Genomic DNA, 26,472 nt, shown 5'->3' on the forward strand with positions numbered 1-26,472 from the left:
CGGACCGATCGGAGTGCAGCCGAGCAGCTGACTCACCCCTGGAGTGCTGATCAGCAGCGCCACAAACCCGAGTGAGCCCAGCGCCGTGAGTACCACCATCGGGGCCTGGGACTCCAGCAGGGTCTGCCCCAATTCGGCGGCGATCAGCGCGACCAGGGCCACCGTGGAGGCGCGTTGCGGCAGCCCCGTCAACGAAGACAGCCAGTTCATCCCGGGGGGCCCGTTCAAACCCGCCATCGCCCACGCTGCCGTCGCCGCGGCCGCGGTGGTTACGCCGCGGATGGCCACCGCGTTCCACAACGCGGCCTGATCCGCGCCCCGCAGGTTGGGGTCCACGCTGCCGCGCGGCTTGCTGACCGCGAGGGCCGCGGCCGGCAACGCGTCGGTCAGCGTGTTGACCAGTAGCAACTGTCGGGTGTTCAGCGGCGAAGTACCGGTGATCGCGCTGCCGATGATCGCGAAGATCACCTCGCCCGCATTACCGCCGAGCAGCACCGATACGGCCGCCTGCACCCGTCGCCACAGCTGGCGTCCCTCTTCGATGGCCTCCAGAAGCGCGTCGATCCGGCCGTCGATCAGCACCACGTCGGCCACCAGGTGGGCCGGGTCGCTACCGTGCGCGACAACCCCGATGCCGACCGTGGCGGCCCGGATGGCCGCGGCGTCATTGGCCCCGTCACCGACCATCGCGGTCCGCACCCCGGCGCTCTCCAGCGTCTGGACCACCTGGACCTTGTTCTCCGGTGTCATGCGCGCGAAGATCACTCGCTCGGTGACCACCCGCTCTTGATCCTTGCGGGACAGGGAATCCCACTCCACACCGCTGATGACCTGGTCGGCGGCCACCGGCAGGCCGAGCTCCTCGGCGATCGCCTTCGCGGTGATCGGGTGATCCCCGGTGATCAGCTTGATGCCCACGCCCTGGGAACGCAGAGTTCCGATCAGACCGGCGGACTCGGGGCGCGGGGTGTCGGACAACCCGAGGAAACCCGTAAGGGTCAACCCGTCTGTGCAGAACCGGGCGATATCGTCGGGGTTTTCCCGGATCGCCTTGGCCTGTTGCGAGGTCAGGCGACGTTGCGCCACGGCGATGACCCGCAACCCGCGGGCGGCCATTTCAGCAAAGGTGCTGTCCGCTGACGTTTCCGCCGTGTCATCGCCACATGCGGCCAGCACCACTTCGGGCGCGCCTTTGACGGTCAGCTCGGTGCCGGTTGCGGAGGCGGAGAACGCCCGGCCGGACCGGAACGGCAGATGCGCCACAGGCGCAGGGCCCTCGTCACCGTCGCGGTCGAAAGCACCCGCTGCTCCGGCCGCCTCGACGATGGCGACGTCGGTCGCGTGCGCGTGGGCGCCGCCGCTCGCCGCGGGCGCGGCGTGCGCCGCACAGCGCAATACCTCGGCTTTCAAGGCGTCGGTATCGCCCGCGGCGGGCCGGACCTCCGACACCCGCAGCCGGTTCTCGCTGAGGGTCCCGGTCTTGTCGAAGCAGACCACTTCGATCCGGCCCAGCGCCTCCACCGAACGCGGGACACGAACCAGCGCACCGAACTTCGTCAAGCGTCGGGCAGACGCCGCTTGCGCCAGCGTCGCCACCAACGGCATGCCTTCGGGAACCGCGGCGACGGCGATGGCGATGGCGCTGGAAACCGCATGCTGCAACCCGATACGGCGCACCAGCCCGAGGGCGCCGACCAGCGCGCCGCCGGTGATGCTGACCGGAAGTGCCCGAGTGGTCAGCTGGCCGAGCTGGTGTTGCAGGCCGATGTCGGACGACAGCTCACCGGATATCAGATCGGCGGCGCGACGCTGCTGGGTGTCGGCGCCGACCGCGGTCACCAGTGCGACCGCGGTGCCGGCCACCACGGTGGTTCCGGCGAACAGCATGCAGCGCCGCTCGGCGAGCGGTGCGCCGGGGGTGGCCTCGACCTGCTTGTCCACCGACAGCGACTCGCCGGTGAGCGTGGACTCGTCGACCTCGACGTCGACCTCTTCGATGATCCGGGCGTCGGCCGGCACCACCTCGTGGGTGCGCACTTCGATCACATCGCCGGGTCGCAGGTGTACCGCGTCGACGTCGACGTATGCCCGGACGCCGCCCGAGGTGGTGACCACCTTGCGCGCCGGCGGAATCTGCAGCGCCAGTAAATGGCTCAACCGCTCCTCGGCCCGCAGCCGCTGGGCCGCGGCCAGGATCGAGTTTCCGGTGAGTACCGTGCCGACCAGCACCGCGTCGACGGGCGAACCGAGTATCGCGCTGGCCGCCGAGCCGAGCGCCATCACCGGCGTCAGCGGGTCGGACAGTTCGGCACGGACGGCCTTGGCGAGCTGCCATACCGCTTGCATCGGAGTTTGCGACGGCTGTGTACCGCCCCGGCGGTACGGCTCGGTAGCGGCCTGAGCAGCGGGCAGGGCCTTGCGGACCTGCTCGACCGACATGGCATGCCATTCGTGCACCTCTGCGGGGCGGGGAGTTTCGGCGTTCAGGATGCCGCGCGCCAGCAGATATCCCGAGAGCAGGCCGGCCGCGGCACCGACATTCACGGTCTCGGACCCGAGATTGCCCCGGACACCCGGGATCATGAAAAGCGACCCCATCGCGGTTGCACCCGCCGAAATGCCGATGCCGCGCTGGACGGCGGTCCTGGCCGCGGGCAGCGCGCGCAGCAGCCGCCAGGCAGCGGCCAGATCCGGCAACAGCAGGTCGGCTTTCCACGGAGGTGCGCCTTGCTTGGGCATGATGCCGAGCGCCAAGTTTGCCGACGAAATCGCTTGTGCAGCACTCGATGACAGGACGGCCACGGTTCGGCCGTCCTGCTGCAGATTGGCGACCACGGCGGCGAGCGCGTCGTCGATGGATTTGCGCGTCCCGCTTTTGACGGGCCGGATGTCGTCGAACGCCGGCCGTAACTCGTCCAATGAGTCGTCGTCGACCGAGATCAGTTCCGCTCCGGTGCGGTGCGCCTCGGCGACGACGGCCGAGGCCAGCGGATCACGGGCGGGCAGGAACAGCGCCTCGACTCTGGCATTCGTCCGGGCGCCCGAGATGTCGCGCACCGCGCGCCAACCGGGGCGCAGACTGCCCTTTTCCAGCATGAGCTGGGCGCGGCTCCAGGCCGCGGACAACTCGTTGTCGGCGGCGCCGCGGATGCGCGCCACCCGCAAGCTGTCGGTACACAAAATCCGTGGGTCGATGACGATCGCGTCGACCTTGTCCAGTCGGCGCAGACTTTCCGGTCGCAACGGCAAGACGGAGTGTTGCGCGGCCAGTCCGCGGGCAAGTGTGGTGGCGAATGCCTCCGGCGTGGTGCGGTTGGCCTTGGGCGTAGTTACCTGCACCGCGGTGGCCGCCATGTTCACGTTGCGGGCGCCGGCGCCGATCAGCCCCGTGCTCAGCGACTGGAGCAGCGCGAAACGACTGGCGATACGCTCCATGCCTCTCGACGGTTGTGGGCGCGGCGACAGCTGCGTCGCTGGTTGGTCGGCGTACCGCGCAAGCTGAGGCTCATGCTGCTCCCAGGCTTGTGCCTCCGCGCGGACCTCGGCGGCCTTCATCGACTGCAGCGTCAGCCCTAGCGACAGGGAGGTCGCCGACTGGGAGAGGGTTTGGCTGGTTGCCTGGACCAGCGTCATCACGGTGTCGGTGGCCGGCCCGCCGATACGGTCTTCGAGCCGGCGGCGTAGCCAGGGCTGGTAGTCGAAGAACGTCACGCCGGCGGCGATGGGGACCGGCAGACGCGGCAGGCGCAGCACGCGGCCGGTGAGCGCAATGCCCAGTCCGGCCGCGTTGGTGGCCACCGTCAACGCTCTGGTCGCCAGCACGACGCCGTCGCCCGGCAGGTTCCCCGCCGTACTTGCGTCTTTGCCTACACGGCAACGGTTTTCGGCATTCTCGACGACACGGCACAGTTCACTCAGCGACGTGTCCGAACCGCTGATGCCGACGACGACGCGCGACAGTGGGTAGTTCAAGCTGGCCGAGTCGACGCCCCGGAGGGCCCGGACTGCGTCGAGCACGACCCGACCGAGTTCGTCGTCATCGCTGCCGAGCCCACGCACCTCGATCCACGCGCGGTCTTCGCCGCGCCAGCAGTGCCGGCGCAGCGTCTCGCGGGAGAGCTCGCCGGAAAGTACTTTGGCTCCTTCGCGCAGTGGGATGGCCGCGATCTCGGCGAGGGTGCCTGCGACGGCTGTCGTGGTTGTGACCGATGCGGTGGTGAGGGCGGTGGCTGCCTGGACGCCAGAGGCGACCAGGCGCAGCGGCATAGACCGGCCTATCGAGGTGGCAATACTCAATTCGTGTCTACGCTGCCGATTAGTTGGTGCTGCGCAGGTTGGTGGTGCCGGCTCGCCGGCCGGTTGCCTTCTTGGCCGTCTTGGCGGGTGTCTTGGCGGCTGTCTTTCGGGGCGCCGCTTTTTCCGCCGCGGGCTTGTCCGGCACCGAGGCGAGTCTTGTCTGGGTGGGGGGCTGCGGCTCCTGCGGCTTCTCGCCCAGCTTGCGCAACACCAGCGCACCGCCGCCGACGGCCAACAGAATAGGCCACTCGACGATGCCGGTGACCCCGAGCGCGGCGATGGCCAACGCGGCGGCCGGCGTCGACTTGCTGCCGCTGCCGATTCCGCGCTGAATACCTTCAGCAGCTCCCTTTACGCCTCCGACGACTCCATTTATCGCGGCGCCACCGACAGCACCCGCGGCGGCCGTGGTCGCCGATGCTGCACGATTGACTGTTCGACCAACATTGCGGACCGCTCCGCCGACGACACTCATAATCACTCCCTGGGCTTAACCCTTTATATACCTGCGTGTCGAACACTCACACCAACAAACGGTTGTTCTTAGCGCGTTTCAAATAAAAGCCTGCCACGTTACAAACTGGCAGACAACGAAGCCCGGTCAAGGGCGTGCGCGCGGTTGGAGGGCTCAGCCGGACCGCACATCGACCAGCACCGGCGCATGGTCACTGGGCGCCTTGCCTTTGCGCTCTTCGCGAACGATTTGCGCATCGGTCACTCGGTCGGCCAAAGCCGGTGAGGCCAGGATGAAGTCGATGCGCATGCCCCGATTCTTCGGGAACCGCAGCTGGGTGTAATCCCAATAGGTGTAGACGCCGGGTCCGGGCGTGAAAGGCCTTACTACGTCCGTGAATTGGGTGTCGACGATGGCATTGAACGCCTTTCGCTCCGGCTCGGAGACGTGCGTGCATCCGGAGTAGTACTCGGTGCTCCAGACGTCTTCGTCGGTTGGCGCGATGTTCCAGTCGCCGACCAGTGCGATCGGGGCGCCGGGATCGTCACGCAGCCAGCTTTCTGCCGTATCACGCAGCGCGGCAAGCCAATTCAGCTTGTAGGCATAGTGCGGGTCGGCCAGGCTGCGACCGTTGGGCACGTACAGACTCCACACCCGCACGCCGCCGCAAGTGGCGCCCAGAGCGCGGGCTTCTGCGGTGGCGGCTATCTCGCGCTTGCTGCTCCACGTCGGCTGGCCCTCGAAGCCGATCTGCACGTCGTCGAGTCCGACGCGAGAAGCGATCGCGACGCCGTTCCACTGATTGAAGCCGACGTGGGCGACCTCGTAGCCGATTTCGAAAAACGGCAGCGTGGGGAACTGGCTGTCGGCACACTTGGTCTCCTGCATGGCCAGCACGTCGACCTCGGCGCGGGCCAGCCAATCGACGACGCGGTCCAGGCGGGTGCGAATCGAATTCACGTTCCACGTGGCCAGCCGCAACCGCTGCGGGTCGCCATCCAACATGCCGTCGGGCATGGCTAGAGGCTATCGGGCAGCCGGACATAGCGACTGTGGTGGTGCAGCCGGAAACCCAGCGACTCGGCGAGGGCATTGCGGCCCGTCACTCGCAGGTAGCCGCGGGTAGCCCCGCGACCCGATCCCCAGGCCAACAGTGCCACGCACACCCGGTCGGCGCACTGGTTGCCGGTCGCGCCGATCGCCGACAGGCCCACCCATCGGGTGCCGTCCGGCGCATCGGTCACCGCGGCGCGCGCGGCCGCCACGCCCGGCTCGGTGGCGAACATCGCCTCGCCGTCGCGCACCGCGGTCAGCACGTCGACCGGTGTGTTTTGCTGCTGCAGATCCAGCCAGGCGCCGTCGGGGCGAGCGGCCAAGCTGACGGTCGCATCCGGTTCGCGAACCGGCAAGTTTCCGACGTCGCGCGCCAGCACCTGCTGCGCGAGTTCAGTGGTCAGGCCGACCGGGGGTCGCAGCAACCGGTCGGGGATCAACAGCCGCGGCGGCAAGCCGCGTCGGGTGTACCAGTCTACGATTGCGGGGATGGCACTGTTGTCTGCTGAAACATCCAGCGGCACTGCTGAATTCGATTCGACGCCGGCCCCGCGGCCGGCCCGCAGCAACCAGCCGCCCAGCCAGGTGTGGTCCACGCCGGGGCAGGCCGCCGCGGCGGCGTGTTCGAGCGAACGAATCTGCGAGGTGCGCACCGGGGTGTCGGGAAGGACCCGCAGCGCCACCGCGTCGGCGGGCGCAAACTCGACCAGGGCACCCGCCTTGGTCCGCACCCGCACGAGCGGATCGGTCGCCAGCAGGTGGCCCACCGCATCCGTTAGTGGCGGAATCGAACCCGCGGGCCGCCGATAGCGAACAGTCACCCGCGTGCCGAGGTCCGGCCACAAAACCATCAGTGACCGAACGGATCGGGTCCTTCGCCCGGCGTCCAGGACAGTCCCGGAACGCCCCAGCCGTGCGACTTGACGGCCCGCTTCGCGGCGCGGGCATGCCGGCCGATGAGGCAGTCCAGGTACAGGAACCCGTCGAGGTGCCCGGTCTCGTGCTGCAGCATGCGGGCGAAGAGTCCGGTGCCTGCGATGGTGACCGGGGCGCCGTCCGCGTCGACGCCGGTGACCCGGGCCCACTTCGCCCGCCCGGTCGGGAATGCCTCACCGGGAACCGACAGGCAACCTTCGTCGTCGTTGTCGGGGTCGGGCATGGTCTCGGGTATCTCGGAGGTCTCCAGCACCGGATTGACGACCACGCCGCGGCGGCGGGCGGTCATGCCGCGGTCTTCGGCGCAGTCGTAGACGAACAACCGCAGCCCGTACCCGATCTGATTTGCGGCCAGGCCCACCCCATGGGCGGCGTCCATGGTGTCGTACATGGTCGAGATCAGGTCGACCACCTCTGCGGGGAGCGATCCGTCGGCGGCCACCTGAACCGGTGTCGTGGGAGTGTGCAGGACGGGATCTCCCACAATGCGGATCGGAACGACTGCCATGGTCGGCTAGCTTAAATCGTGCCGGTGGCGTGGACCGGCGTCGGGGATCAGCAGCGGGCAATCCAGCTAGTCTGCCGACTCGCGGGTCTGCATTCCGGCGCAAGAGTTACCGGCGTGGTTCAATATTCGCCGAAACGTGCCCGTATGTAATTCAACTCATAGAGCAAGAGATTCGCCGGAAGGGTCCAGGGGAAGCGATATGGACAGCGCCATGGCGCGGGCAAATCGATCGGGGGACGACGCTGACATCGCCGATGGGCTGACCCGCCGCGAACACGACATCTTGGCGTTCGAACGTCAGTGGTGGAAGTTCGCCGGAGTCAAGGAAGAAGCCATCAAAGAGTTGTTTTCGATGTCGGCGACGCGGTACTACCAGGTACTCAATGCGCTGGTCGATCGGCCCGAAGCGCTGGCCGCCGACCCGATGTTGGTCAAACGGCTGCGACGGCTGCGTGCCAGCCGTCAGAAGGCGCGCGCCGCGCGGCGCCTGGGCTTCGAGGTCACCTGACACCCGCCCGTTTCAGCGGGCGCTTTTGCAGGTTCTGGGCTTCTGCTGGCTACAGTTGACGCGATGAATACCCGCGTGCCCGACTCTTCGGGGCTGCCCCTGCGAGCCATGGTGATGGTGCTGTTGTTCCTCGGCGTCATCTTCCTGCTGCTCGGGCTGCGGGCGCTGGGCGGGTCGGGGAACTCCGACGAATACTCGTCACCGGCGTCCGCCACCAGCGCGACCGCGACGGCGGCGCCGAACCCGACCAGCGGTAAACCCGCGGCGAACCAGGTCGAGGTGCGGGTGTACAACATCACGGAAAAAGAGGGCGTCGCCAAGCGCACCGCCGACCAACTCAGGGAAGCCGGCTTCAAGGTCGCCGAGCCCGCCAACCTCACTCCGGCGCCGGCGGATGTGACAGCCACCACCGTGTACTACAGCGATGCCGAGGGCGAGAAGGCCACCGCAGAAGCTGTGGGTAAGAAATTGGGAGCACCCGTCGAGCGGCGGATCGCCGCACTCGCCGACCAGCCGCCCGGCGTCATCGTCTTGGTGACCGGCTGACGGTTGTTGGGTTTGCGTGTGAACTGGTGGCGTTGACTGTGAACTGATGGCGTCGAGTGTGCGCGCAGGGCGGGATCCGTTCGATTTTTCCGCCGTGGGTTCACCCGCAAAGCCGTGGTTTCACGCCCGAAGCCGTGGACTCACTGCGCAGAACGCTTCGACGAGGATCGTTGCCAGGCTAGGCTGCTCGCTATGCGTATGCTCGCCGGTCACCGCAATGCCGCCATGTCCGCTCTGTCCGTGGTCAGCTGTGTCGCGCTGCTAAGCGCGTGTTCGTCGCCTCAGCAACCGTCGACGACACAAGGCACCACGCCGTCGGTATGGACCGGATCGGGTGCGCCGTCGAGTCACGCCGGCACCGCGAGCCCGGGCCCCTCGAGCAGTCCGGGTGCGCCGGCGGGGCAGAGCCTGACCACGCAGCTGAAGGCGCCCGACGGCAGCGAGGTGGCGACGGCCAAGTTCGAGTTCAACAACGGCTACGCCACCATCACCATCACCACGACCGGCACTCAGTTGAGCCCCGGCTTCCATGGGGTGCACCTTCACAAGGTGGGCAAGTGCGAGCCCAACTCCGTCGCTCCGACCGGCGGTGACACGCGTGGCGACTTCCTGTCCGCCGGGGGTCACTTTCAATTGCCCGGCCACACCGGACATCCCAGCAGCGGCGACCTGACCTCATTGCAGGTGCGTGGGGACCACAGCGGGATGCTGGTGACCACCACGGACGCCTTCACCATGAACGATCTGCTGACCGGCGAGAAGACCTCGATCATCATCCACGCCGGCGCCGACAACTTCGCCAACATCCCGGCGGATCGCTACACCCAAATCAAAGGCGGGGCACCGGGTCCCGACGAGATCACGATGACCACGGGTGACGCCGGCAAGCGGGTGGCGTGCGGTGTCATCGGTGCCGGCTAGCGCACCGGTCAACAGGGGCCCCAAAAGAAGTCAGGCCCATATCGATTTCGCCAGCTCGCCGCGGCCGACGGTCGGGGTTGAATGGGAATTCGCACTCGTCGATGCGCAGACTCGCGACCTGAGCAACGAAGCCACCGCTGTGATCGCTGAGATCGGCGAAAACCCGCGCGTACACAAGGAATTGCTGCGCAACACCGTCGAAGTCGTCAGCGGTGTCTGTGAATGTGCCGCCGAGGCGATGGAAGACCTGCGCGAAACCTTGGGCCCCGCAAGGCGAATCGTCCGGGACCGCGGCATGGAGCTGTTCTGCGCCGGCACGCACCCCTTTGCGCGGTGGTCGCGGCAGAAGCTCACCGACGCGCCCCGGTATGCCGAGCTGATCAAGCGCACCCAGTGGTGGGGCCGCCAGATGCTGATCTGGGGAGTTCATGTACACGTCGGAATCTCCTCGGCCGCAAAAGTAATGCCGATCATGACGTCGTTGCTCAACTATTACCCGCACCTGTTGGCACTGTCGGCCTCGTCACCGTGGTGGGGCGGCGAAGACACCGGCTACGCCAGCAATCGGGCGATGATGTTTCAGCAGTTGCCCACCGCGGGTCTGCCGTTTCACTTTCAGACCTGGGCGGAGTTCGAAGGGTTTGTCTACGACCAGAAGAAGACCGGCATCATCGACCACATGGACGAAATCCGCTGGGACATAAGGCCTTCACCGCATCTAGGCACCCTCGAGGTGCGGATCTGCGACGGAGTCTCGAACCTGCGGGAGCTGGCAGCTCTCGTTGCGTTGACGCATTGCCTGATTGTCGATCTGGACCGCAGGCTCGACGCCGGCGAGAAACTGCCGACCATGCCCCCCTGGCATGTGCAGGAGAACAAGTGGCGTGCGGCCCGCTACGGTCTGGACGCCGTGATCATCCTGGACGCCGACAGCAACGAGCGGCTGGTCACCGATGATCTCACCGATCTGCTGAACCAATTGGAGCCGATCGCCGCGTCATTGCACTGCGCAGACGAACTGGCGGCGGTAGCCGACATCTACCGTCAGGGCGCGTCGTATCAGCGGCAGCGACGGGTGGCCGAGGAACACGACGGCGACCTGCGCGCGGTCGTCGACGCACTGGTTGCCGAGCTGGAGATCTAGACCATGGCGGAAGCCTGTGAGCGCGCGATGTTTCCGCTGGAAACGGCGTTGCTGCCGAACCAGGATCTGCCGTTGCGCATCTTCGAGCCGCGTTACAGCGCGTTGGTCCAGCACTGCCTCGGGACCGAAGAGCCGTTCGGTGTGGTGCTGATCTCGGCCGGCCGTGAGGTGGGTGGCGGTGACGAGCGTTGCGACGTCGGAGTGCTCGCCCGCATCGCCGCATGTGTCGAGCATGGCGCGGGCCGGTACGCATTGGATTGCCGGACCGGCGAGCGGATTCGGGTGCTCGACTGGCTGCCCGACGATCCCTACCCGCGTGCGACGGTGGAGCCCTGGCCGGACGAGTCCGGCGATCCCGTGATTGAAGCCCAAATCGTGGAGCTTGAAGACCGGGTGATGGCGTTGTTCGAGCGGATCGCGACTGCCCGCGGTACGCAGTTGCCGGGCCGCGACGTGGTGCTGGACTACGGCGACGTCGACCGCGACGACGCGGGGGAGCGATTGTTCGCGCTGGCGTCCCGTATCCCGATGGGTGCGGCCGACCGCTATGCGGTGCTATCGGCGCCGTCTGCTGCCGACCGGCTGGTCGCTCTGACTGAAGCCGTCGATTCGGTGGCCGCGATGGTCGAGTTCCAGCTCTCCGAATAGCTGCTCGGCAAGGGACTTCAGGGTCAGCAATTGCTTCCGCATCATCACTAGGTCGCCAAGCGCGAGTATGCGACCGAACAGTCGAGGCCCGGCGAACCACACCCGCGCGTGTAGCCGCGAACCGGCGCCCTCAGGTCGAACGGCGTAGGTCACGGCCACGCCCTTGGCGCGCAGGGTGATGTGCTCGTCGTCAACGAACGAATGCAACGCGAACAACGTCATGAAGCGTTGTCCGACTTCAAGGTGAACCAATTCGGGGTCGCGGCGCCGAGGACTGCGGCGGCCGAAATTGTCCAGGATGTCGTAGCTGTAGGGCGCGACGCGCAGCTGGCACAGCCAGGCGAACACGATCCGCGGCGGCGCGTCGATGCTGATCGCACGGTCCGCCTGGACGCCGCCGGATGGACACAGCGCGTCGCAGGGCAGCGACATGGTTTGCTCCGGCGGTCGCGTGCCCCAGGCGGCACCGGGGATCATCCGACCGCCGCCTGTCGCCGGCCGGCTTGTGCCGCAACCCTTTTCAACGTCCAGCGCACGGCGACACGGTGCCCGCCGGAGCCGATGACGAGAGCGCGGTAGATCTTGCCGTGCAGCCCCGGAAAGGCGGCCCAGGTCAGTGCCCGCAGCCGGGTGCCGTCTCCCTCGGCGTCCAGCTCGAACACCCACCGGTAGATCGCGAACGGATGCCGGCCCTTCAGGGCCAGTCGTCGCGGCTCCGTCGCCTCGTCGAGCACGAAGCCGAACGGCACGGTCGACGGATCCTGCGGATCGCGGCACATCACGCGCAGCAGCGCCGGCCACACTTCCCCGGCGGAGGCGTTGATTGAGATAGCATGCTCATCGATATAGGGCAATCGTTCCATATAAAAGGACTGTACTAGATCGTGGCACCTCCGCGGAAGCATGAGACCGATGTGATCCTCGACGCAACGCGCGACCTGGTGCTGGCGCACGGGCCGCGCGCGGCGAGTGTGGCGGCGATCGCCAAGGCCAGCGGCGCGCCGGCCGGCACGCTGTATCACCGGTTCGGCAATCGCGACGGCGTGGTGACCGCCGCCTGGCTGCGCGCGCTCGAGCGCTTCCAGTCGCGCGCGCTCGCCGCCGAGGCCGACGACCCGCTGGACACCGCGACGGCCATGGCCGTCGCGGCGATCAGCTTCGCGCGCGAGCTCCCCGACGACGCGCGGCTGCTGTTGACCATCCGGCCCGACGACCTGCGCGACGGCCAATCCGACGCGTCGTTCCAAAAGACCATCGCCGCCATGAACGCCCCGCTGATCGAGCGGCTGCGCGAGTTGGCCGAAAACCTCTACGGCCGCAACGATTCACGCGCGGTCGACGCGGTCAGCAGGGCCGTGGCCGATCTGCCCTACGCGGTCGTGCGGCGTCACGCCCACGACGAGCGGATGCCCGATTGGCTGGAGACTGACGTCGCGGCCGCCGTCCGCGGGGCGTTACAGAGCTTTGGCGAACGTGCGTAGCGAATCCACCTGCAGCGGATCCAAGGACGGCCGCACCGTCGCGCGGGCCGCTTGCATATCGGCGGCGGTCACGTCGGCGGCTTCGATGGACCGCCGCATCGCGGTCAGAGCGGCCTCCCGCAGCAAAGCCACGCAGTCGGCGCCGCTGTAGCCGTCCAGCCCGGCGGCCACCTCGTCGAGGTCGACGTCGGAGCTGAGCGGAATCGATTTGCCTGCGGTCCGCAGGATTTCACGGCGGGCTTCGGCGTCCGGTGGCTCGACGAACACCAGCCGCTCCAGCCGGCCCGGCCGCAGCAGCGCCGGATCGATCAAATCGGGCCGGTTGGTCGCGCCCAGCACGACGACGTCGCGCAGCGGGTCGATGCCGTCGAGTTCGGTCAGCAGTGCGGCCACCACGCGATCGGTCACGCCGGAGTCGAAGCTCTGGCCACGCCGTGGCGCCAGGGCGTCCACCTCGTCGAGGAACACCAGCGACGGCGCCGAATCGCGGGCCCGCCGAAACAATTCCCGCACCGCCTTCTCAGAGGAGCCCACCCATTTGTCCATCAGCTCGGAGCCTTTGACCGCATGCACGCTCAGCTGTCCGGTGCTGGCCAGCGCGCGGACCACGAACGTCTTGCCGCACCCGGGCGGCCCGTACAGCAGCACCCCGCGTGGCGGGTCGACACCCAAGCGGGCGAAGGTGTCCGGATGTTGCAACGGCCACAGCACCGCCTCGGTCAGGGCCTGCTTCGCATCCGCCATGTTGCCGACGTCGTCGAGCGTCACGTTTCCCACGCTGATCTCTTCGCCGGCCGAACGCGACAGCGGCCGGATGACGGTCAGCGCGCCGAGCAGGTCGGCTTGGCTCAGGGCGGGTGGCTGGCCGTCGGCGCTGGCCCGCGCCGCCGCCCGCAGTGCCCCCTCACGCAACAGCGCGGCCAGGTCGGCGACGACGAAACCCGGTGTGCGACTGGCAATCTCGTCGAGATCCAGCTCGCCGGTGGGCACCGGCTTGAGCAGCGCCTCCAGCAGTGCCTTTCGGGTTCCGGCGTCGGGGAGCGGCAGGCTGAGCTCCCGGTCGCACAGCTCGGGTGAACGCAGGCGCGGATCGATGTGGTCCGGCCGCGCGGAGGTGGCGATCAGCGCGACCCCGTCAGTGGCCACCGCCGTGCGAAGCTCGGCCAGGATCAGCGCGGCCACCGGCTCGGCCGTCGCGGGCAGCAGCGCGTCGACGTCGGTGATCAGCAGGACCCCGCCGCCGTGCAAACCGTCACTGCGGACCGCATTCACCGCGGACGTCACGGCCTTGAACCGGTCCTCGGCGGCCAGCGCGCCGGCCTCCGGGCCGTCCAGCTCTACCAGCCTGCGGCCGGCGCACACCGCACGCACCAGCGTCACCTTGCCGACGCCGGCCGGGCCGGACACCAGCACGCCCAGGTTCGTGCCCGCGCCCAGCGTCTTGAGCAGGTGCGGCTCGTCGAGCGCCAGCTTGAGCCATTCGGTGAGCTTGGCGGCTTGCGGCTGAGCGCCCTTGAGCTCCTCGACCTGGATTTCCGGACTGGCGATTTGGGTGGTGGCGGCTTGTGGGGCCCCCGCAACGCCGGTGCCCCAGGTGACCAATGTGTTGGGTTGCACGCTGACCGGTCCGGCGGGGTCGACGCCGGTAACGGTCAGCAGCTCTGATGTCCAGCTGATCCCGACCGACGCCGCCAGCGCACGGGTGGCGGCCGACGTGGAAGTGCCCGGGCCGAGGTCGCGCGGCAGCAGCGACACGGCGTCACCGACGGTCATCACCTTGCCGAGTAGGGCCTGCCGCAGGGTGAACGACGAGATCGACTGGGCGGCCAGGGCGGATCCGCTCAACGTCACCGACCGCGCGCCGTAGACCACCACCGGGCTGACGATCACCGCGGTGCCCTCCCGCAGCCCGGCGTTGGACAGCGTCACGTCGTCGAGCAACACCGTGCCGACCGGGATGTCCGCACCGGACATCCCGGCCACCGCAGCAGTGGTCCGCGACCCGGTCAGCGACACCGCGTCCCACTCCCGAATGCCAAGGGCGACAACGGCACTCGGGTGCAACCGGACCACGCCGCGGCGCGAGTCGACCGCGGAGGTGTTCAACCGGGCGGTGAGTGTCAACTGGCGGCCCGGGTCCCTGGATCGGGACGAGGTCGGGGAAGTCACTGCAGTCGTCCACCCGGCTTGCGCAGACCCAGCCGCGCCATCGAGCGTCCGCTCGGCTTGCGCAGCCCCAGCCGCGCCATCGACCGGCGGTGCGGCTGGGCCCGGCGGTTCGCGCGCCGCACAGCGCGTCGTTCCTTGGGTTTGTCGTCCCAGACCTCAGGGTGTTGGTCGAGCCAGCGCTTGGTGCGGATCGCGAACGGCACGTGGCACAGGTAGGCGATGATGATCACCCAGATCGTGATGAAGGGCTGCCAGACCGCGGCGGCCGCGACGATCGCCAGCCCCGCCAACAGTGCGGCCGCGTAGTTCGGCGGCACCCGCACGGCATGCATTTTTCTCATCGGGATCCCGCTGACCAGTAGTATCGACGTCCCCGTCACCCAGATGCACATGAACCACACCGACGTCCACCAGCCGTCATGGAACTCCAGCTTGAGACCCATCAAGCCGATCAGCGAGACGGCACCTGCCGGGGCGGGCATCCCGACGAAGTATTCGTGCGCATAGGGGGGCAGGGTTCCGTCGTCCAGTAGGGCGTTGAACCGGGCCAGCCGTAACACGACGCACACGGCGTAGAGCAGCACCACCACCCAGCCGATCGGCCACTTCGACAGTGACGACACGTAGAGCACCAGCGCCGGTGCCACGCCGAAGTTCACCGCGTCGGCAAGGGAGTCGATTTCGGCGCCCATTCGCGATTGGGCGTCCAGGATGCGGGCCACCCGGCCGTCGAGTCCGTCCAGGATGGCAGCCGCGGCGATCAGCACCATCGCGGGCACCGGCTGGTGTTCCAGCGCGAACCGGATCGAGGTCAACCCGGCGCAGACGGACAGCACCGTCATGGCGCTGGGCAGGATCTGCAGGTTTACCGCTCGTCTGCTGCGGGGTTTGTCGATCACGGCAACTCGGCCAGCACGGTCTCGCCGGCAATCGCGCGCTGCCCAAGCCGGACCAGCGGTTCTGCGCCGGCCGGCAGGTAGGTGTCCAGCCGGGAGCCGAACCGGATCAGCCCGTAGGTATCGCCGATCGACAGCTTGTCCCCGATATGCGCGTTGCACACGATGCGGCGCGCGACCAGTCCGGCGATCTGCACAGCGACGACCTCCGCACCGCTGGCGGTGCGGATCCGGATGCTGGTGCGCTCGTTGTCGGCGCTGGCTGCGGGCAGGTCGGCGGACCCGAAGCGGCCCGGCCGGTGTTGTACCGCTATCACCTCGCCGCTGACCGGGGCGCGCTGCACGTGGGCGTCCAATATCGACAGGAAGATGCTGACCCGCGGCAACGGCTCGTCGCCCATGCTGAGTTCGGCGGGCGGGGCGGCGGAGTCGATCACGCAGACCAGGCCGTCCGCGGGTGCGACCACGGCGCCGGGACGGGCGGGCGGCACCCGCGCCGGATGGCGGAAGAACCCGGCACAGGCGGCCGCGGCAAGCAGGCCGCTGCGGCGCAGCCAAGGGTGGCGGCGGCCGGCCAGGGCAGCGGCCAAACCGGCCGCGATGAACGGCCGCCCGGCCGGATGTACCGGCGGAACGGTGGAGCGCACCAAGTCGAGCAGGTGCGCAGGGCCTTTTTCGGCTGAGGGGCTTCGAGGGCGTCGTGCCACGCGGTCATCTTACGGAGCCGTGGCGCACGACGTGTCCCGGTCGATGGGGCTGGTTGGCCGGAGGCCGGTTGGGGAACAGGCATGATCGGGGGTGGCCGCCGCGGTACAACTGACGCATTCGAGAGGTCTGACGAATTTTCCAGCGATGGCTCGGTCGCGACGCCGGAGACCTGCGCCGCGCGAAGGTAGGGGTTACCGCTGCCTTCATCGCCCACGCCGTGGTGTTTTCGTCGTGGGCGGCCCATATCCCGCACGTGAAGGCCGACCTCGGGCTATCCGACCCGGCGCTGGGAACCGCGCTGTTCGGCGCACCGGTCGGGTCGGTGGTGGCCACCGTCTTGTGTCATTGGGCGGTGCCGCGCTGGGGCAGTCACCGGATGGTTCGCGTCACGGTCGCCGGCTATGCGTGCGTCGGGGTGACGGTTGGTTTAGCCAGATCGGGCCCGCAGCTGTTTCTGGCGCTGGCGTTGTGGGGGATGTTCCAAAGCGCGCTCGACGTCGCGATGAACACCCAGGCGGCCACCATCGAGCGGGCCGCTCGAGCTCCGATCATGGCGCGCTTTCACGGGATGTGGAGTCTCGGTGCGTTGCTGGGAGCCGTGATCGGTGCGGCGTCGGTCAGCACCGGCGTCGGTCTCACCACCCAGCTGGCGGTGCTTGGCGCTGTCGTTCTGGTTGTGGTGGGAGCGCTGACCCGGCACCTGCTGCCCGACGCCACGCCGGCCGCCGGGCCTTCAGACGCTGAGCGGGGAAAGCGGGTTTGGATGACGCCGACGGTGGCCGTCCTCGCGGCGGTTTCGTTTGCGTCCTTCCTGTGCGAGGGCGCTGCCACCGACTGGTCGGCCAACTATCTGCACGAGGTGGTTGGTGCCGGTCCGGGCGTATCCGGGCTGAGCTTCGCGGCATACACCCTGACGATGGTGCTGACCCGGTTCGGCGCGCTGCGGCTGCACTCCCGCGTCTCGAGCCGTCATTTGCTTCCAGCCCTGGCGCTGCTCGCCGCGGTCGGCATGAGTGTGACGCTGACGGCCGCCAACCCGGTGGTCAGCGTGATCGGATTCGCCACTTTGGGAGCGGGCGTGGCGCTGCTGGTGCCAACCGCGTTCAGTGCCGCGTATTCGGCCAGCAGCGCCGGGTCGGCGATCGCGATCGTGGCCGGCACCGGCTGGCTGGGCTACCTGCTCGGTCCGCCGCTGATCGGCCACCTTGCCGGCCGGGTCGGCTTATCGGCGGCGCTGATCATCATTCCGGTGACGATCTCGATCGCCGGACTCGTCATTCGCTGCACCAGGGCATTCGATGCCGCCGACGAATTCCACCGCGATGCGGCCGTCGCGGATCAGCTGAGGTCCCAGACCTGCACCTGAGTTCCGGCGGAAACTTCGACGACGTCCTCGGGGATGTCCAGCAGGCCGTTGGCCGACGCCAGCCAGCGCAGATGGTGCGAGGCGGGGGGGCCGTAACTGGTGACAGTGCCGGCCGCCGGGTCGAACACGGCGCGGCGGAACTGCCGCTTGCCGTGCGGCGACTTCAACGACTCGGTGAGAAGTGCGAGCCGGTGCGGCCGCTCCGGATCCGGTAGCGCCATCGCCCTGCGCAGCGCGGGACGGATGAACACCTCGAAGGACACCTGCGCGCTGACCGGATTGCCGGGCAGCGTGACGATCGGTGTTCCGGCCACCCGTCCCACGCCCTGCGGCATGCCCGGCTGCATCGCGACCTTGACGAACTCGACCCCTTGATCGCCGTCTCGGCCGAAGGCGTCCTTGACCACCTCGTAGGCGCCGGCGCTGACACCGCCGCTGGTAATGATCAGGTCTGCCTCGAGGGCTAGTCGGTCCAGGATCGCGCTGAACTGCGCGACGTCGTCTCCGGCGGTCGGGGCGCCGACGACGACCGCGCCGGCGTCGCGGACCGCCGCGGCCAGCATGATCGAGTTGGACTCGTAGATCTGCCCGGGCCGCAGCGGGGTGCCTGGCGGCACCAGCTCCGAGCCGGTGGAGATCACCAGCACGCGCTGGCGCGGGATCACCGTCAGCCGGTCCATTCCCAGCGCCGCGGCCAGCCCGAGCACCGCCGGCGTCACAACCTGGCCCGCGCGCAGGACGGTGGTGCCCGGAGCGACGTCCTCGCCCGCGCGCCGGATATGCGAGCCGGGCTGACGGGTCTGTCGGATCGCCACCGACTCCACACCGCCGTCGGTGTCTTCGACCGGCACGACGGCCGTCGCTCCGGCCGGCACTGGCGCGCCGGTCATGATCCGGTGCGCGGTGCCGGGTCGCAACGTCAGCTCGTCGGTGCGCCCGGCCGGTATGTCCTCGGCGACCGGCAGCACCACGGGCTGTTCCGGTGTCGCACTCGAGATGTCCTCGGCGCGTACCGCGTATCCGTCCATCGCGGAGTTGTCGAAGACGGGCAGCGACAGCGGCGCAACTACGTCGTCGGCCAGCAGCAGTCCTTGAGCTTCGGCGAGGGGAACCGCGATCGCCGGCCGGGCGCGGATCATCTCGGCCACGACCCGCTGGTGTTCGGTGACTGACCGCATGCGTCAGACCGGGAAGCTCACGCCGCCGTTTGAGGTCATGGTCGTGAATCTACCCACCCGGGTTTTGTGTCTGCTCGCCGTGGCGACCGGCTGCTACTGCACCCAGTAGTTGTCGTGACGGATGAAGAACTCGCGGCGCTCGTCGTCGGTCATGTCGGCCAATCCGGGTATGCCCTCGAAATAGCCTTCGCGCGGTCCGCCGGGAGCGAACAGCATCAGGATCGATGCCGGTTCGTCGGCGTCGTTGCGGAAGCCGTGGATGCCGCCCGGCGGCACGTACAGGTAGTCGCCGGCGGACGCGTCGACCCACTCCCGGCCGCCGTACATGCGCATGGTTCCGGACAGCACGAAGAACGATTCCGACATCGTCTTGTGGAAGTGGGGACCTGGTCCGCCGGCACCCGGAGCGATATCGACTCGGTATAAACCGAAGTCGCCGTCGGTGGATTGCTGAGTGGCCAGGTAATGGTATTTGGAACCACCGAACTCGTAGTCGGCCGCCTCGTCGGCGCGTTTGAGCCGGGCAGTGACTTCGCCGGCGTCTCCGGTGTAGCGGGGCGGTGGATAGGAAGGCACCACGAGCGACATATCTCCCAGTGTGACGGCGATAGCATCGCGAGGGTGCAGAGGGCGACCGACAGGGAGCGAGCTCGAGAAAAAGTCCGAGTGGAACGGCTCCTCGACGCCGAGCAGAAGGCGGCGCAGTTGTTCGACGAAATCGAACGGCGCGGCATGATTCGCCCGGGCGTAGGGGAGCAGGCGTTGTCCGACGATATTCGCGACCTCGCCGCGGACATATTCGGAGTGACCCGCCACTGGCATCGGCGGATCGTGCGAGCCGGCGAGAATACCCTGCAGCCTTTCAACGAGCGTCCGCCGGACCGGGTGATTGCCGACGGCGACATCGTTTTCCTCGACCTGGGCCCGATTTTCGAGGAGTGGGAGGCGGACTTCGGTCGAACATTCGTTCTGGACGACGATCCGGACAAGAAGGCCGTCCGCGACGCCCTGCCGCGGGTGTGGCAGGCCGGTCGCAAGTATTTCGACGATCACCCTGACGTCACCGGCGCTGAATTGTTCGACTTCGTCGTCCGGGCGACGCACGCCGAAGGTTTCGAGTTCGCCAGTTCGATCGCCGGGCATCTGGTCGGGGAGTTCCCGCACAAGAAGATCGCCGGCACCGGGGTTGAGTGGTACATCACGCCCGGATCGGACAAACCGATGCGGCGCAGGGACCCGACCGGCCGAATCTGCCACTGGATCCTGGAAATCCATCTGGTCGACCGCGTCCGCGGCTTCGGCGGTTTCTATGAACAGTTGCTCGACTTGCCCTGAAGCCGGGTGTGCCGAGCCGGGTGTTCTTGCACTCGGCATAGGCGAGTGCTAAGAATGACGTTGGCACTCGCGACCGGTGAGTGCTAGGTCGGGACGGTGAGACTAGCTCTGGTCGTCCGTCGCGGGCACTGCACCCGGCCAGCGTAAGTAATGGGGTTGTCGTCACCCGGTGACCCCAGTTTCATTCCCAATCCGGAGGAATCACTTCGCAATGGCCAAGACAATTGCGTACGACGAAGAGGCCCGTCGGGGCCTCGAGCGGGGCCTGAACAGCCTCGCCGACGCGGTAAAGGTGACGTTGGGCCCCAAGGGCCGCAACGTCGTCCTGGAGAAGAAGTGGGGCGCTCCCACGATCACCAACGATGGTGTGTCCATCGCCAAGGAGATCGAGCTGGAGGACCCGTACGAAAAGATCGGTGCCGAGCTGGTCAAGGAAGTCGCCAAGAAGACCGACGACGTTGCCGGCGACGGCACGACGACGGCCACGGTGCTGGCGCAGGCGCTGGTTAAGGAAGGCCTGCGCAACGTCGCGGCCGGCGCCAACCCGCTCAGCCTCAAGCGGGGCATCGAGAAGGCCGTCGAAAAGGTCACCGAGACCTTGCTCAAGTCGGCCAAGGAGGTCGAGACCAAGGACCAGATCGCGGCCACGGCAGCGATCTCCGCGGGCGACCAGTCGATCGGCGACCTGATCGCCGAGGCGATGGACAAGGTCGGCAACGAGGGCGTCATCACCGTCGAGGAGTCCAACACCTTCGGCCTGCAGCTCGAGCTCACCGAGGGCATGCGGTTCGACAAGGGCTACATCTCGGGCTACTTCGTCACCGACGCCGAGCGTCAGGAAGCCGTCCTGGAGGAGCCGTTCATCCTGCTGGTCAGCTCCAAGGTGTCGACGGTCAAGGACCTGTTGCCGCTGCTGGAGAAGGTCATCCAGGCAGGCAAGCCGCTGCTGATCATCGCCGAGGACGTCGAGGGTGAGGCTTTGAGCACCCTGGTCGTCAACAAGATCCGCGGCACCTTCAAGTCGGTGGCGGTCAAGGCCCCCGGCTTCGGTGACCGGCGCAAGGCGATGCTGCAGGACATGGCCATCCTCACCGGTGGTCAGGTGATCAGCGAAGAGGTCGGCCTGACCCTGGAGAACGCCGACACCTCGCTGCTGGGCAAGGCTCGCAAGGTGGTCATCACCAAGGACGAGACCACCATCGTCGAGGGCGCCGGTGACCCGGACGCCATCGCCGGGCGGGTGTCCCAGATCCGCGCAGAGATCGAGAACAGCGACTCCGACTACGACCGCGAGAAGCTGCAGGAGCGGCTGGCCAAGCTGGCCGGCGGTGTTGCGGTGATCAAGGCCGGCGCCGCTACCGAGGTCGAGCTCAAGGAGCGCAAGCACCGCATCGAGGACGCGGTCCGCAACGCCAAAGCAGCGGTCGAGGAGGGCATCGTCGCCGGTGGTGGCGTCGCCCTGCTGCACTCGGCCCCGGCGTTGGACGAGCTGAACCTGTCCGGCGACGAGGCGACGGGCGCCAACATCGTCAAGGTGGCGCTCGAGGCTCCGCTGAAGCAGATCGCGTTCAACTCCGGGCTGGAGCCCGGCGTTGTCGCCGAGAAGGTCCGCAACTCGCCCGCCGGCACCGGCCTGAACGCCGCCACCGGTGAGTACGAGGACCTGCTCAAGGCCGGCGTCGCGGACCCGGTGAAGGTCACCCGTTCGGCGCTGCAGAACGCGGCGTCCATCGCGGGTCTGTTCCTCACCACCGAGGCCGTCGTCGCCGACAAGCCGGAGAAGGCGGCCGCTCCCGCGGGCGACCCGACCGGCGGCATGGGCGGGATGGACTTCTAGTCCCACACGCGAAAAAGCCCGGTCTGCCTTGCAGGCCGGGCTTTTTCGCGCCGTCGCGAGCGTGGCGCGTTGCACGGCCTTTCGATTTCTTCACCCTGGCTGCGGCGTTGCGGCATCGAGTGTGAGCTCAGGGCGTCGCGTGTGAAGTTACGGCTTTGCGCGTGAAGCCAGGGCGGGCTTCCGGCGATTTTTTCGCCCAGGTTTCACTGCCAAAGCCCAGGTTTCACTCCCAACGCGTAGGCCCACACTCGGCGCCTGCAATCTACGACGTGTGGTCAGGCTGGTTCGCTGAACACCACACAGTCGTGCAGGCAACCCTTGGCGGCGGAGGGGGAGTCGGCCTCGCGGTGCAGCAGCGCGCGGGTGGGCACGACGCCACACCGCACGCTGTCGGCGCCCTCGTCGGAAACCTCGGCGTGGCCGTCGACGATCAGCGAGTAGCCGCCCGGTTCTGGCGGAGGCCACAGCAACGTCACGTCGCGGCGCTGAGCGAGGTTGGCGCGGGTGCGGCCCCCGATCAGGCCGACGTCGATGAGCGCCGCGGATCCATCGGCACTGTCGGGCAGATCTCGCAATGTCGGCTCGACCGTGACCGTGTGCACGCGGTAGTCGTCATCGACGGTGATCAGGTAGGCGAACGGATAGTCGGTGAGAGCCGCGGCCAGCCGCTTGAAATCCACCTTCTTCTTCGTACGCATCTTTCGAGGATAGGCGGATCAGGCCGGGCTGCTGACGGAGGCGGCGGCCGGGCCGGGAATCACCGTGCTGATCAGGCTGGGGCTGAGCAGACCCGCGCCGGCCACGCTCTGGCCCAAGCCGCCCGAGGCGCCCGTGACGTTGTCGAAGCCGAGCAAGCTGCTCACGTGTTGAGTGCTCTGGTTCATCCAGCCGGTTTGTCCGAACCCGGCGTTCCAGAAGCCCAGGTTGTTGGCGCCGGTGTTGCCGACGCCCGGGCTGACGGCACCCGCGGCCAAGAGACCCGTATCGCCGGTGCCGGCGTGCCCGAAGCCGATGCTGGCACTGTCCAACAGGCCGGTCCCGACGGGATGCTCGCCGGTGAATCCGGCGGTGTTGGCGATGCCGAGGTGCCCGACATTCCCTAGGTTCCCGAGTTTCCCGAAGTCGAGTTCTTTCAGGACCTCGTCCCACGACGGCAGTTCCGCGAGCAACGCCGACGCGTTGGCGTGATAACCCGACATCGCCGCCACGTCCATCGCCCACATCTGCTCGTAGGCGGCCTCGACATCCGCGATCGCGGGAGCGTTCTGACCGAGCCAGTTCGTGGCCGCCAGCACCCGTACCAGGCCACGATTGGCGGCCACCACCGCAGGCTGCACGGCGGCCGTCAGAGCCGCCTCGAACTCGCCCGCCACGGCGGTGGCTTGTCCCGCCGCACCTTCGGCCTGCGCCGCCGCGGTGCGCAGCCACGCCGCATATTGAGACGCGACGGCCATCATCGCCGCCGACGAAGCACCCAGCCAGGAACCACTCACCAGCTCGGAGGTGACAGCCCAGAACGACGCCGCGGACTGCGACAACTCCTCGGCCAAACTGCTCCACGCCGCGGCCGCGGCAAGCAACGGCCCGGAGCCCGGGCCGGTGAACATGAGTGCCGAATTAATCTCTGGCGGCAACCACGCATAATGCGGGTTTGTCACCAACTAAAACTATCGGGGAAGCCTCTCGGCCGTGGCCGTTTCAGCCGGACACCGGCGTGGGTTGACGGCCGCGGACCAACCTGCCGGGACGGGCATCGGTCGGCACGCCGTTCTCCGCGATCACCTGACCGGACACCACGGTCGCGACGTAGCCCTCCGCCGTTTGGTCCAGCCGACGGCCACCGGCCGGCAGGTCGTGACTGATCACCGGCTTGTGCAGGCGCAGTGCGGCGTGGTCGATGACGTTGAGGTCGGCCTTGTAGCCGGCGGCGATGCGCCCGCGATCGGCCAGCCCCGCGACGCGGGCCGGCACGGAGGTGAGCTCGCGGACGGCCTCGGGCACTGTGAAGCGTCCGGCCTTGCGGTCGCGCGCCCAGTGCGCCAGGAAGAACGTCGAATAGCTGGCGTCGCAGATCATCCCGTAGTGGGCGCCGCCGTCGCCGAGGCCGAGCACCACGTCGTCGCGGTGCAGCAGCTCGCCGACGGTGTTCAGCGAGTTGTTCTCCAGGTTGCTGGTGGCCACCAGCAGCATGGCGCGACCGTCGTCGTCGAGCAGCCGGTCGTAAGCCTCTTCCATCGGGTTCACGCCGCGGGCCCGGGCCCGGGCGCCGATGCTGTCCGCGGGGTCCGGCTCGTAGTTGGGGTTGTCACCCAGCGGGAAGATCCAATCCCAGGCCTGGGCCACATACAGGATCGGGTGCCCGACGCCGGGCTTGTCGGCCAGAATGCGGGCGCGCACTTCGGGCTTGCGCATTTCGGCGACGCGCTCGGCCAGCGGCAGGTGGGCGATCTCGCGGTAGCTGGGGTAGAGGACGAACGGGTTGGCGGACAGCTGTAGCCCGATGATCAGCCCGATCGGCCGCGGCAGCAGCTGCGCGGTGATATCGCCGCCGGCGGCGTTGGCTTTCTCCACCATCGTGATGGCATCCGGCCAGGTCGGGTCGCCGGTGTTGGCGACGACCAGGGTGAAGGTGAGCGGCAACCCGACGTCCTCGGCGACGTCGAACACGGTCTGCAGCACGGGCTGGTAGCCGCCGGCCGGAATGTCGGGCACAAATTGCAGCAGACCGCCGCCGCCGTCGACCACACCGCGGGCAATCTCCTCGATTTCCTCGCGTGCCGCGTCATAGCTGGGAATCTGCGCCCCGCTCTCGGTCTTGTGAATCAGCAGGCGCGACGACGCGAAGCCCAGCGCTCCAACCTCCATCGCCTCCTTGGCGAGCGCGCGCATCGTCGCGAGGTCTTCGGCGGTGGCCGGCTCGCGATTTGCGCCCCGCTGGCCCATCACGTACACCCGCAGCGGGGAGTGCGGCAGATAGGCGGCCACGTCGATGTCGCGTTTCCCGGCGTCCAGCGCATCCATGAATTCGGGGAACGTCTCCCAGTTCCACGGCAGGCCGTCGGTCATCACGACACCGGGAATGTCCTCCACCCCCGCCATCACGTCGACGAGCACGTCGTGGTCTTCCTGTCGGCACGGCGCGAAGCCGACTCCGCAGTTGCCCACCACCACCGTGGTCACCCCGTGCGCCGACGACGGTGTCAGCCGGTCCGACCAGATGGCCTGCCCGTCGTAGTGGGTGTGCAGGTCGACGAAGCCCGGGGTGACCAGCAGACCGGTCGCGTCGATCTCCCGCTCGGCGGTGTCGCCGTTGACGGAGTCTGTTGGACCCACCGCCTTGATGACGCCGTCCTGGACGGCTACGTCGCCGACGTACGGCTCACCTCCCAGCCCGTCGACGATGGTGCCATTGCGGATCAGGAGGTCATAGCGCATCTAACTAATCTACGACCGTGTCGGTGCGACATGCCAGGATCGGTGACGTGCGCGCCGACGACGATGCAGTGGGGGCGCCCCCAGCCGCGCAGCGGCGAGGGGGACGAAGCGATGAGGAGGAGTGGCGCTGATGATCGACCACCTAGGAATCAACTGCGCCGATTACCCGAAATCACAGGAGTTCTACGACACGGTGCTGGGCGTGCTCGGCTTCTCCCGCCAGCTGGATTTCGGCGTGGCCATCGGTTACGGCCGGGACGGCAAGCCGGCGTTCTGGATCGCCGACCTTGCTGCGGGCACCGCGCAGGGCCCCAATCGGGAAGTGCACGTCGCGTTCGAAGCGGCCGACCAAGATGCGGTGCGCGCGTTCCACGACGCCGCCGTGAGTCTGGGCGCCGAGTCGCTGCATGCGCCGCGGTTCTGGCCGGAATACCACCCCGGCTATTTCGGTGCCTTCGTGCGCGACCCCGACGGCAACAACGTGGAGGCGGTCTGCCACCACGCGTAGGGTCGCCTTCATGCCCAGCCCCGAAAAGAATGTGGCCGACGCGCCTGCCCAGGAACTGCTTCGGGACGCCTTCACCCGGTTGATCGAGCACGTCGACGAGCTCACCGACGGTCTGAGTGAGGAAGTGTCAAACTACCGGCCCACCCCCGAGGCCAACACCATCGCGTGGCTGATTTGGCACAGCGCCCGGGTGCAGGACATTCAGCTCGCCGACATCGCCGGCGTCGAGCAGGTGTGGACCCGCGACGGCTGGGTGGACCGGTTCGGCTTGGACCTGCCGCGCAACGACACCGGCTACGGGCACAGCCCGCAGGACGTCGCGAAGGTGCGCGCATCCGCGGAGTTGCTGTCCGGCTACTACCACGCGGTGCACGAACTCAGCCTCGAATACGCCAGCAGCGTCACCGCCGATGAGTTGAGCCGCGTCGTGGACACCAATTGGGACCCACCGGTGACGGCCAGCGCGCGACTGGTCAGCATCGTCGACGACTGCGCACAGCACCTCGGCCAAGCCGCCTACGTGCGCGGAATCGTCCAGTAAGTCC

25 protein-coding genes and 1 pseudogene are annotated in these 26,472 nt (G+C 68.0%); 11 read left to right on the forward strand and 15 right to left on the reverse strand.

What is annotated here, in order from left to right; all coding sequences use genetic code 11:
- Positions 1-3: 3 nt before the first annotated feature.
- The 5 genes and pseudogenes from A5791_RS27595 to A5791_RS01770 all read right to left on the reverse strand — a co-directional run.
- Positions 4-4,266 (reverse strand): annotated as a pseudogene (locus A5791_RS27595) (cation-translocating P-type ATPase); the annotation flags it as partial.
- 49 nt (positions 4,267-4,315) lie between these two features.
- Positions 4,316-4,771 carry a hypothetical protein gene (locus tag A5791_RS01755; protein ID WP_067230165.1) on the reverse strand — a complete coding sequence of 152 codons (456 nt, stop codon included), beginning with the start codon at positions 4,769-4,771 and terminating at the stop codon, positions 4,316-4,318.
- A 153-nt stretch (positions 4,772-4,924) separates the two neighbouring features.
- Entirely contained in the window at positions 4,925-5,731 is an 807-nt protein-coding gene (locus A5791_RS01760; protein ID WP_197504580.1) for an exodeoxyribonuclease III, read from the reverse strand.
- A gap of 38 nt (positions 5,732-5,769) precedes the next feature.
- Positions 5,770-6,654 (reverse strand): GCN5 family acetyltransferase, encoded by an 885-nt coding sequence (locus A5791_RS01765; RefSeq protein WP_067229979.1) that lies wholly within the window; start codon positions 6,652-6,654, stop codon positions 5,770-5,772.
- Entirely contained in the window at positions 6,654-7,247 is a 594-nt protein-coding gene (locus tag A5791_RS01770) for a peptide deformylase (protein WP_067229982.1), read from the reverse strand. Before A5791_RS01770 ends, A5791_RS01765 begins: the two co-directional genes overlap by 1 nt.
- Positions 7,248-7,446: 199 nt before the next feature.
- Here A5791_RS01770 and A5791_RS01775 point away from each other — a divergent pair, with 199 nt between their 5' ends.
- From A5791_RS01775 to A5791_RS01795, 5 genes are all read left to right on the forward strand, one after another.
- Positions 7,447-7,755 carry a DUF3263 domain-containing protein gene (locus A5791_RS01775; RefSeq protein ID WP_067229985.1) on the forward strand — a complete coding sequence of 103 codons (309 nt, stop codon included), beginning with the start codon at positions 7,447-7,449 and terminating at the stop codon, positions 7,753-7,755.
- A 63-nt stretch (positions 7,756-7,818) separates the two neighbouring features.
- On the forward strand, positions 7,819-8,301 hold the full coding sequence (locus A5791_RS01780) for a LytR C-terminal domain-containing protein (protein WP_067229989.1): 483 nt from the start codon (positions 7,819-7,821) through the stop codon (positions 8,299-8,301).
- 192 nt (positions 8,302-8,493) lie between these two features.
- Entirely contained in the window at positions 8,494-9,222 is a 729-nt protein-coding gene (locus tag A5791_RS01785; protein WP_067229992.1) for a superoxide dismutase family protein, read from the forward strand.
- On the forward strand, positions 9,203-10,366 hold the full coding sequence (locus A5791_RS01790; protein ID WP_067229996.1) for a glutamate--cysteine ligase: 1,164 nt from the start codon (positions 9,203-9,205) through the stop codon (positions 10,364-10,366). The genes A5791_RS01785 and A5791_RS01790 overlap by 20 nt, the downstream gene beginning before the upstream one ends.
- Positions 10,367-10,369: 3 nt before the next feature.
- The gene (locus A5791_RS01795) at positions 10,370-11,014 is read left to right on the forward strand and encodes an LON peptidase substrate-binding domain-containing protein (RefSeq protein WP_067229999.1); all 645 of its coding nucleotides are present in this window, start codon (positions 10,370-10,372) and stop codon (positions 11,012-11,014) included.
- On the opposite strand, the gene A5791_RS01800 is transcribed toward A5791_RS01795, so the two are convergent.
- Positions 10,922-11,491: a hypothetical protein gene (locus A5791_RS01800; protein WP_231995767.1), complete on the reverse strand. Its 570-nt coding sequence runs from the start codon at positions 11,489-11,491 to the stop codon at positions 10,922-10,924. The two genes, A5791_RS01795 and A5791_RS01800, sit on opposite strands and share 93 nt — an antisense overlap.
- Positions 11,488-11,877, reverse strand: coding sequence for a hypothetical protein (locus A5791_RS01805; RefSeq protein WP_067230002.1), 390 nt, complete (start codon positions 11,875-11,877; stop codon positions 11,488-11,490). The genes A5791_RS01800 and A5791_RS01805 overlap by 4 nt, the downstream gene beginning before the upstream one ends.
- Positions 11,878-11,898: 21 nt before the next feature.
- Here A5791_RS01805 and A5791_RS01810 point away from each other — a divergent pair, with 21 nt between their 5' ends.
- Entirely contained in the window at positions 11,899-12,495 is a 597-nt protein-coding gene (locus A5791_RS01810; RefSeq protein WP_067230006.1) for a TetR/AcrR family transcriptional regulator, read from the forward strand.
- Here the strand turns inward: A5791_RS01810 and A5791_RS01815 are convergent.
- From A5791_RS01815 to A5791_RS01825, 3 genes are read right to left on the reverse strand one after another with little or no spacing between them, the layout of a single operon-like run.
- A complete protein-coding gene (locus A5791_RS01815) occupies positions 12,469-14,664 on the reverse strand; it encodes an AAA family ATPase (RefSeq protein WP_067230011.1) in 2,196 nt (731 codons plus the stop codon). The two genes, A5791_RS01810 and A5791_RS01815, sit on opposite strands and share 27 nt — an antisense overlap.
- The gene (gene pssA, locus A5791_RS01820; RefSeq protein WP_067230014.1) at positions 14,661-15,563 is read right to left on the reverse strand and encodes a CDP-diacylglycerol--serine O-phosphatidyltransferase; all 903 of its coding nucleotides are present in this window, start codon (positions 15,561-15,563) and stop codon (positions 14,661-14,663) included. Before pssA ends, A5791_RS01815 begins: the two co-directional genes overlap by 4 nt.
- Entirely contained in the window at positions 15,560-16,267 is a 708-nt protein-coding gene (locus A5791_RS01825; protein ID WP_067230018.1) for a phosphatidylserine decarboxylase, read from the reverse strand. The genes pssA and A5791_RS01825 overlap by 4 nt, the downstream gene beginning before the upstream one ends.
- A 170-nt stretch (positions 16,268-16,437) precedes the next feature.
- Between A5791_RS01825 and A5791_RS01830 the strand changes: the two genes are divergently transcribed.
- On the forward strand, positions 16,438-17,634 hold the full coding sequence (locus tag A5791_RS01830; RefSeq protein ID WP_067230022.1) for an MFS transporter: 1,197 nt from the start codon (positions 16,438-16,440) through the stop codon (positions 17,632-17,634).
- On the opposite strand, the gene glp is transcribed toward A5791_RS01830, so the two are convergent.
- Positions 17,607-18,812, reverse strand: a complete 1,206-nt coding sequence (gene glp / locus A5791_RS01835) for a gephyrin-like molybdotransferase Glp (protein ID WP_067230025.1) — start codon at positions 18,810-18,812, stop codon at positions 17,607-17,609. The two genes, A5791_RS01830 and glp, sit on opposite strands and share 28 nt — an antisense overlap.
- A 93-nt stretch (positions 18,813-18,905) precedes the next feature.
- Positions 18,906-19,400 carry a cupin domain-containing protein gene (locus A5791_RS01840; RefSeq protein WP_067230029.1) on the reverse strand — a complete coding sequence of 165 codons (495 nt, stop codon included), beginning with the start codon at positions 19,398-19,400 and terminating at the stop codon, positions 18,906-18,908.
- A gap of 33 nt (positions 19,401-19,433) precedes the next feature.
- Here A5791_RS01840 and A5791_RS01845 point away from each other — a divergent pair, with 33 nt between their 5' ends.
- Complete coding sequence (locus A5791_RS01845; RefSeq protein WP_067230032.1) at positions 19,434-20,147, forward strand: M24 family metallopeptidase; 714 nt, start codon at positions 19,434-19,436, stop codon at positions 20,145-20,147.
- A gap of 211 nt (positions 20,148-20,358) precedes the next feature.
- On the forward strand, positions 20,359-21,984 hold the full coding sequence (gene groL / locus A5791_RS01850; protein ID WP_067230035.1) for a chaperonin GroEL: 1,626 nt from the start codon (positions 20,359-20,361) through the stop codon (positions 21,982-21,984).
- A 275-nt stretch (positions 21,985-22,259) separates the two neighbouring features.
- Here the strand turns inward: groL and A5791_RS01855 are convergent, their stop codons facing one another.
- From A5791_RS01855 to A5791_RS01865, 3 genes are read right to left on the reverse strand one after another with little or no spacing between them, the layout of a single operon-like run.
- Complete coding sequence (locus A5791_RS01855; protein ID WP_067230039.1) at positions 22,260-22,682, reverse strand: hypothetical protein; 423 nt, start codon at positions 22,680-22,682, stop codon at positions 22,260-22,262.
- A gap of 18 nt (positions 22,683-22,700) precedes the next feature.
- Positions 22,701-23,642, reverse strand: coding sequence for a PPE family protein (locus tag A5791_RS01860; protein WP_082966681.1), 942 nt, complete (start codon positions 23,640-23,642; stop codon positions 22,701-22,703).
- 40 nt (positions 23,643-23,682) lie between these two features.
- Complete coding sequence (locus tag A5791_RS01865; protein ID WP_067230045.1) at positions 23,683-25,419, reverse strand: amidohydrolase family protein; 1,737 nt, start codon at positions 25,417-25,419, stop codon at positions 23,683-23,685.
- Positions 25,420-25,549: 130 nt separating this feature from the next.
- Between A5791_RS01865 and A5791_RS01870 the strand changes: the two genes are divergently transcribed.
- Both A5791_RS01870 and A5791_RS01875 read left to right on the forward strand, forming a co-directional pair.
- Positions 25,550-25,927, forward strand: a complete 378-nt coding sequence (locus A5791_RS01870) for a VOC family protein (RefSeq protein ID WP_067230167.1) — start codon at positions 25,550-25,552, stop codon at positions 25,925-25,927.
- A gap of 10 nt (positions 25,928-25,937) precedes the next feature.
- Positions 25,938-26,468 carry a mycothiol transferase gene (locus A5791_RS01875; RefSeq protein WP_067230049.1) on the forward strand — a complete coding sequence of 177 codons (531 nt, stop codon included), beginning with the start codon at positions 25,938-25,940 and terminating at the stop codon, positions 26,466-26,468.
- The last annotated feature ends 4 nt before the right edge of the window (positions 26,469-26,472 follow it).

The organism is Mycobacterium sp. 852002-51163_SCH5372311 (assembly GCF_001667115.1).
GTDB lineage: Bacteria > Actinomycetota > Actinomycetes > Mycobacteriales > Mycobacteriaceae > Mycobacterium.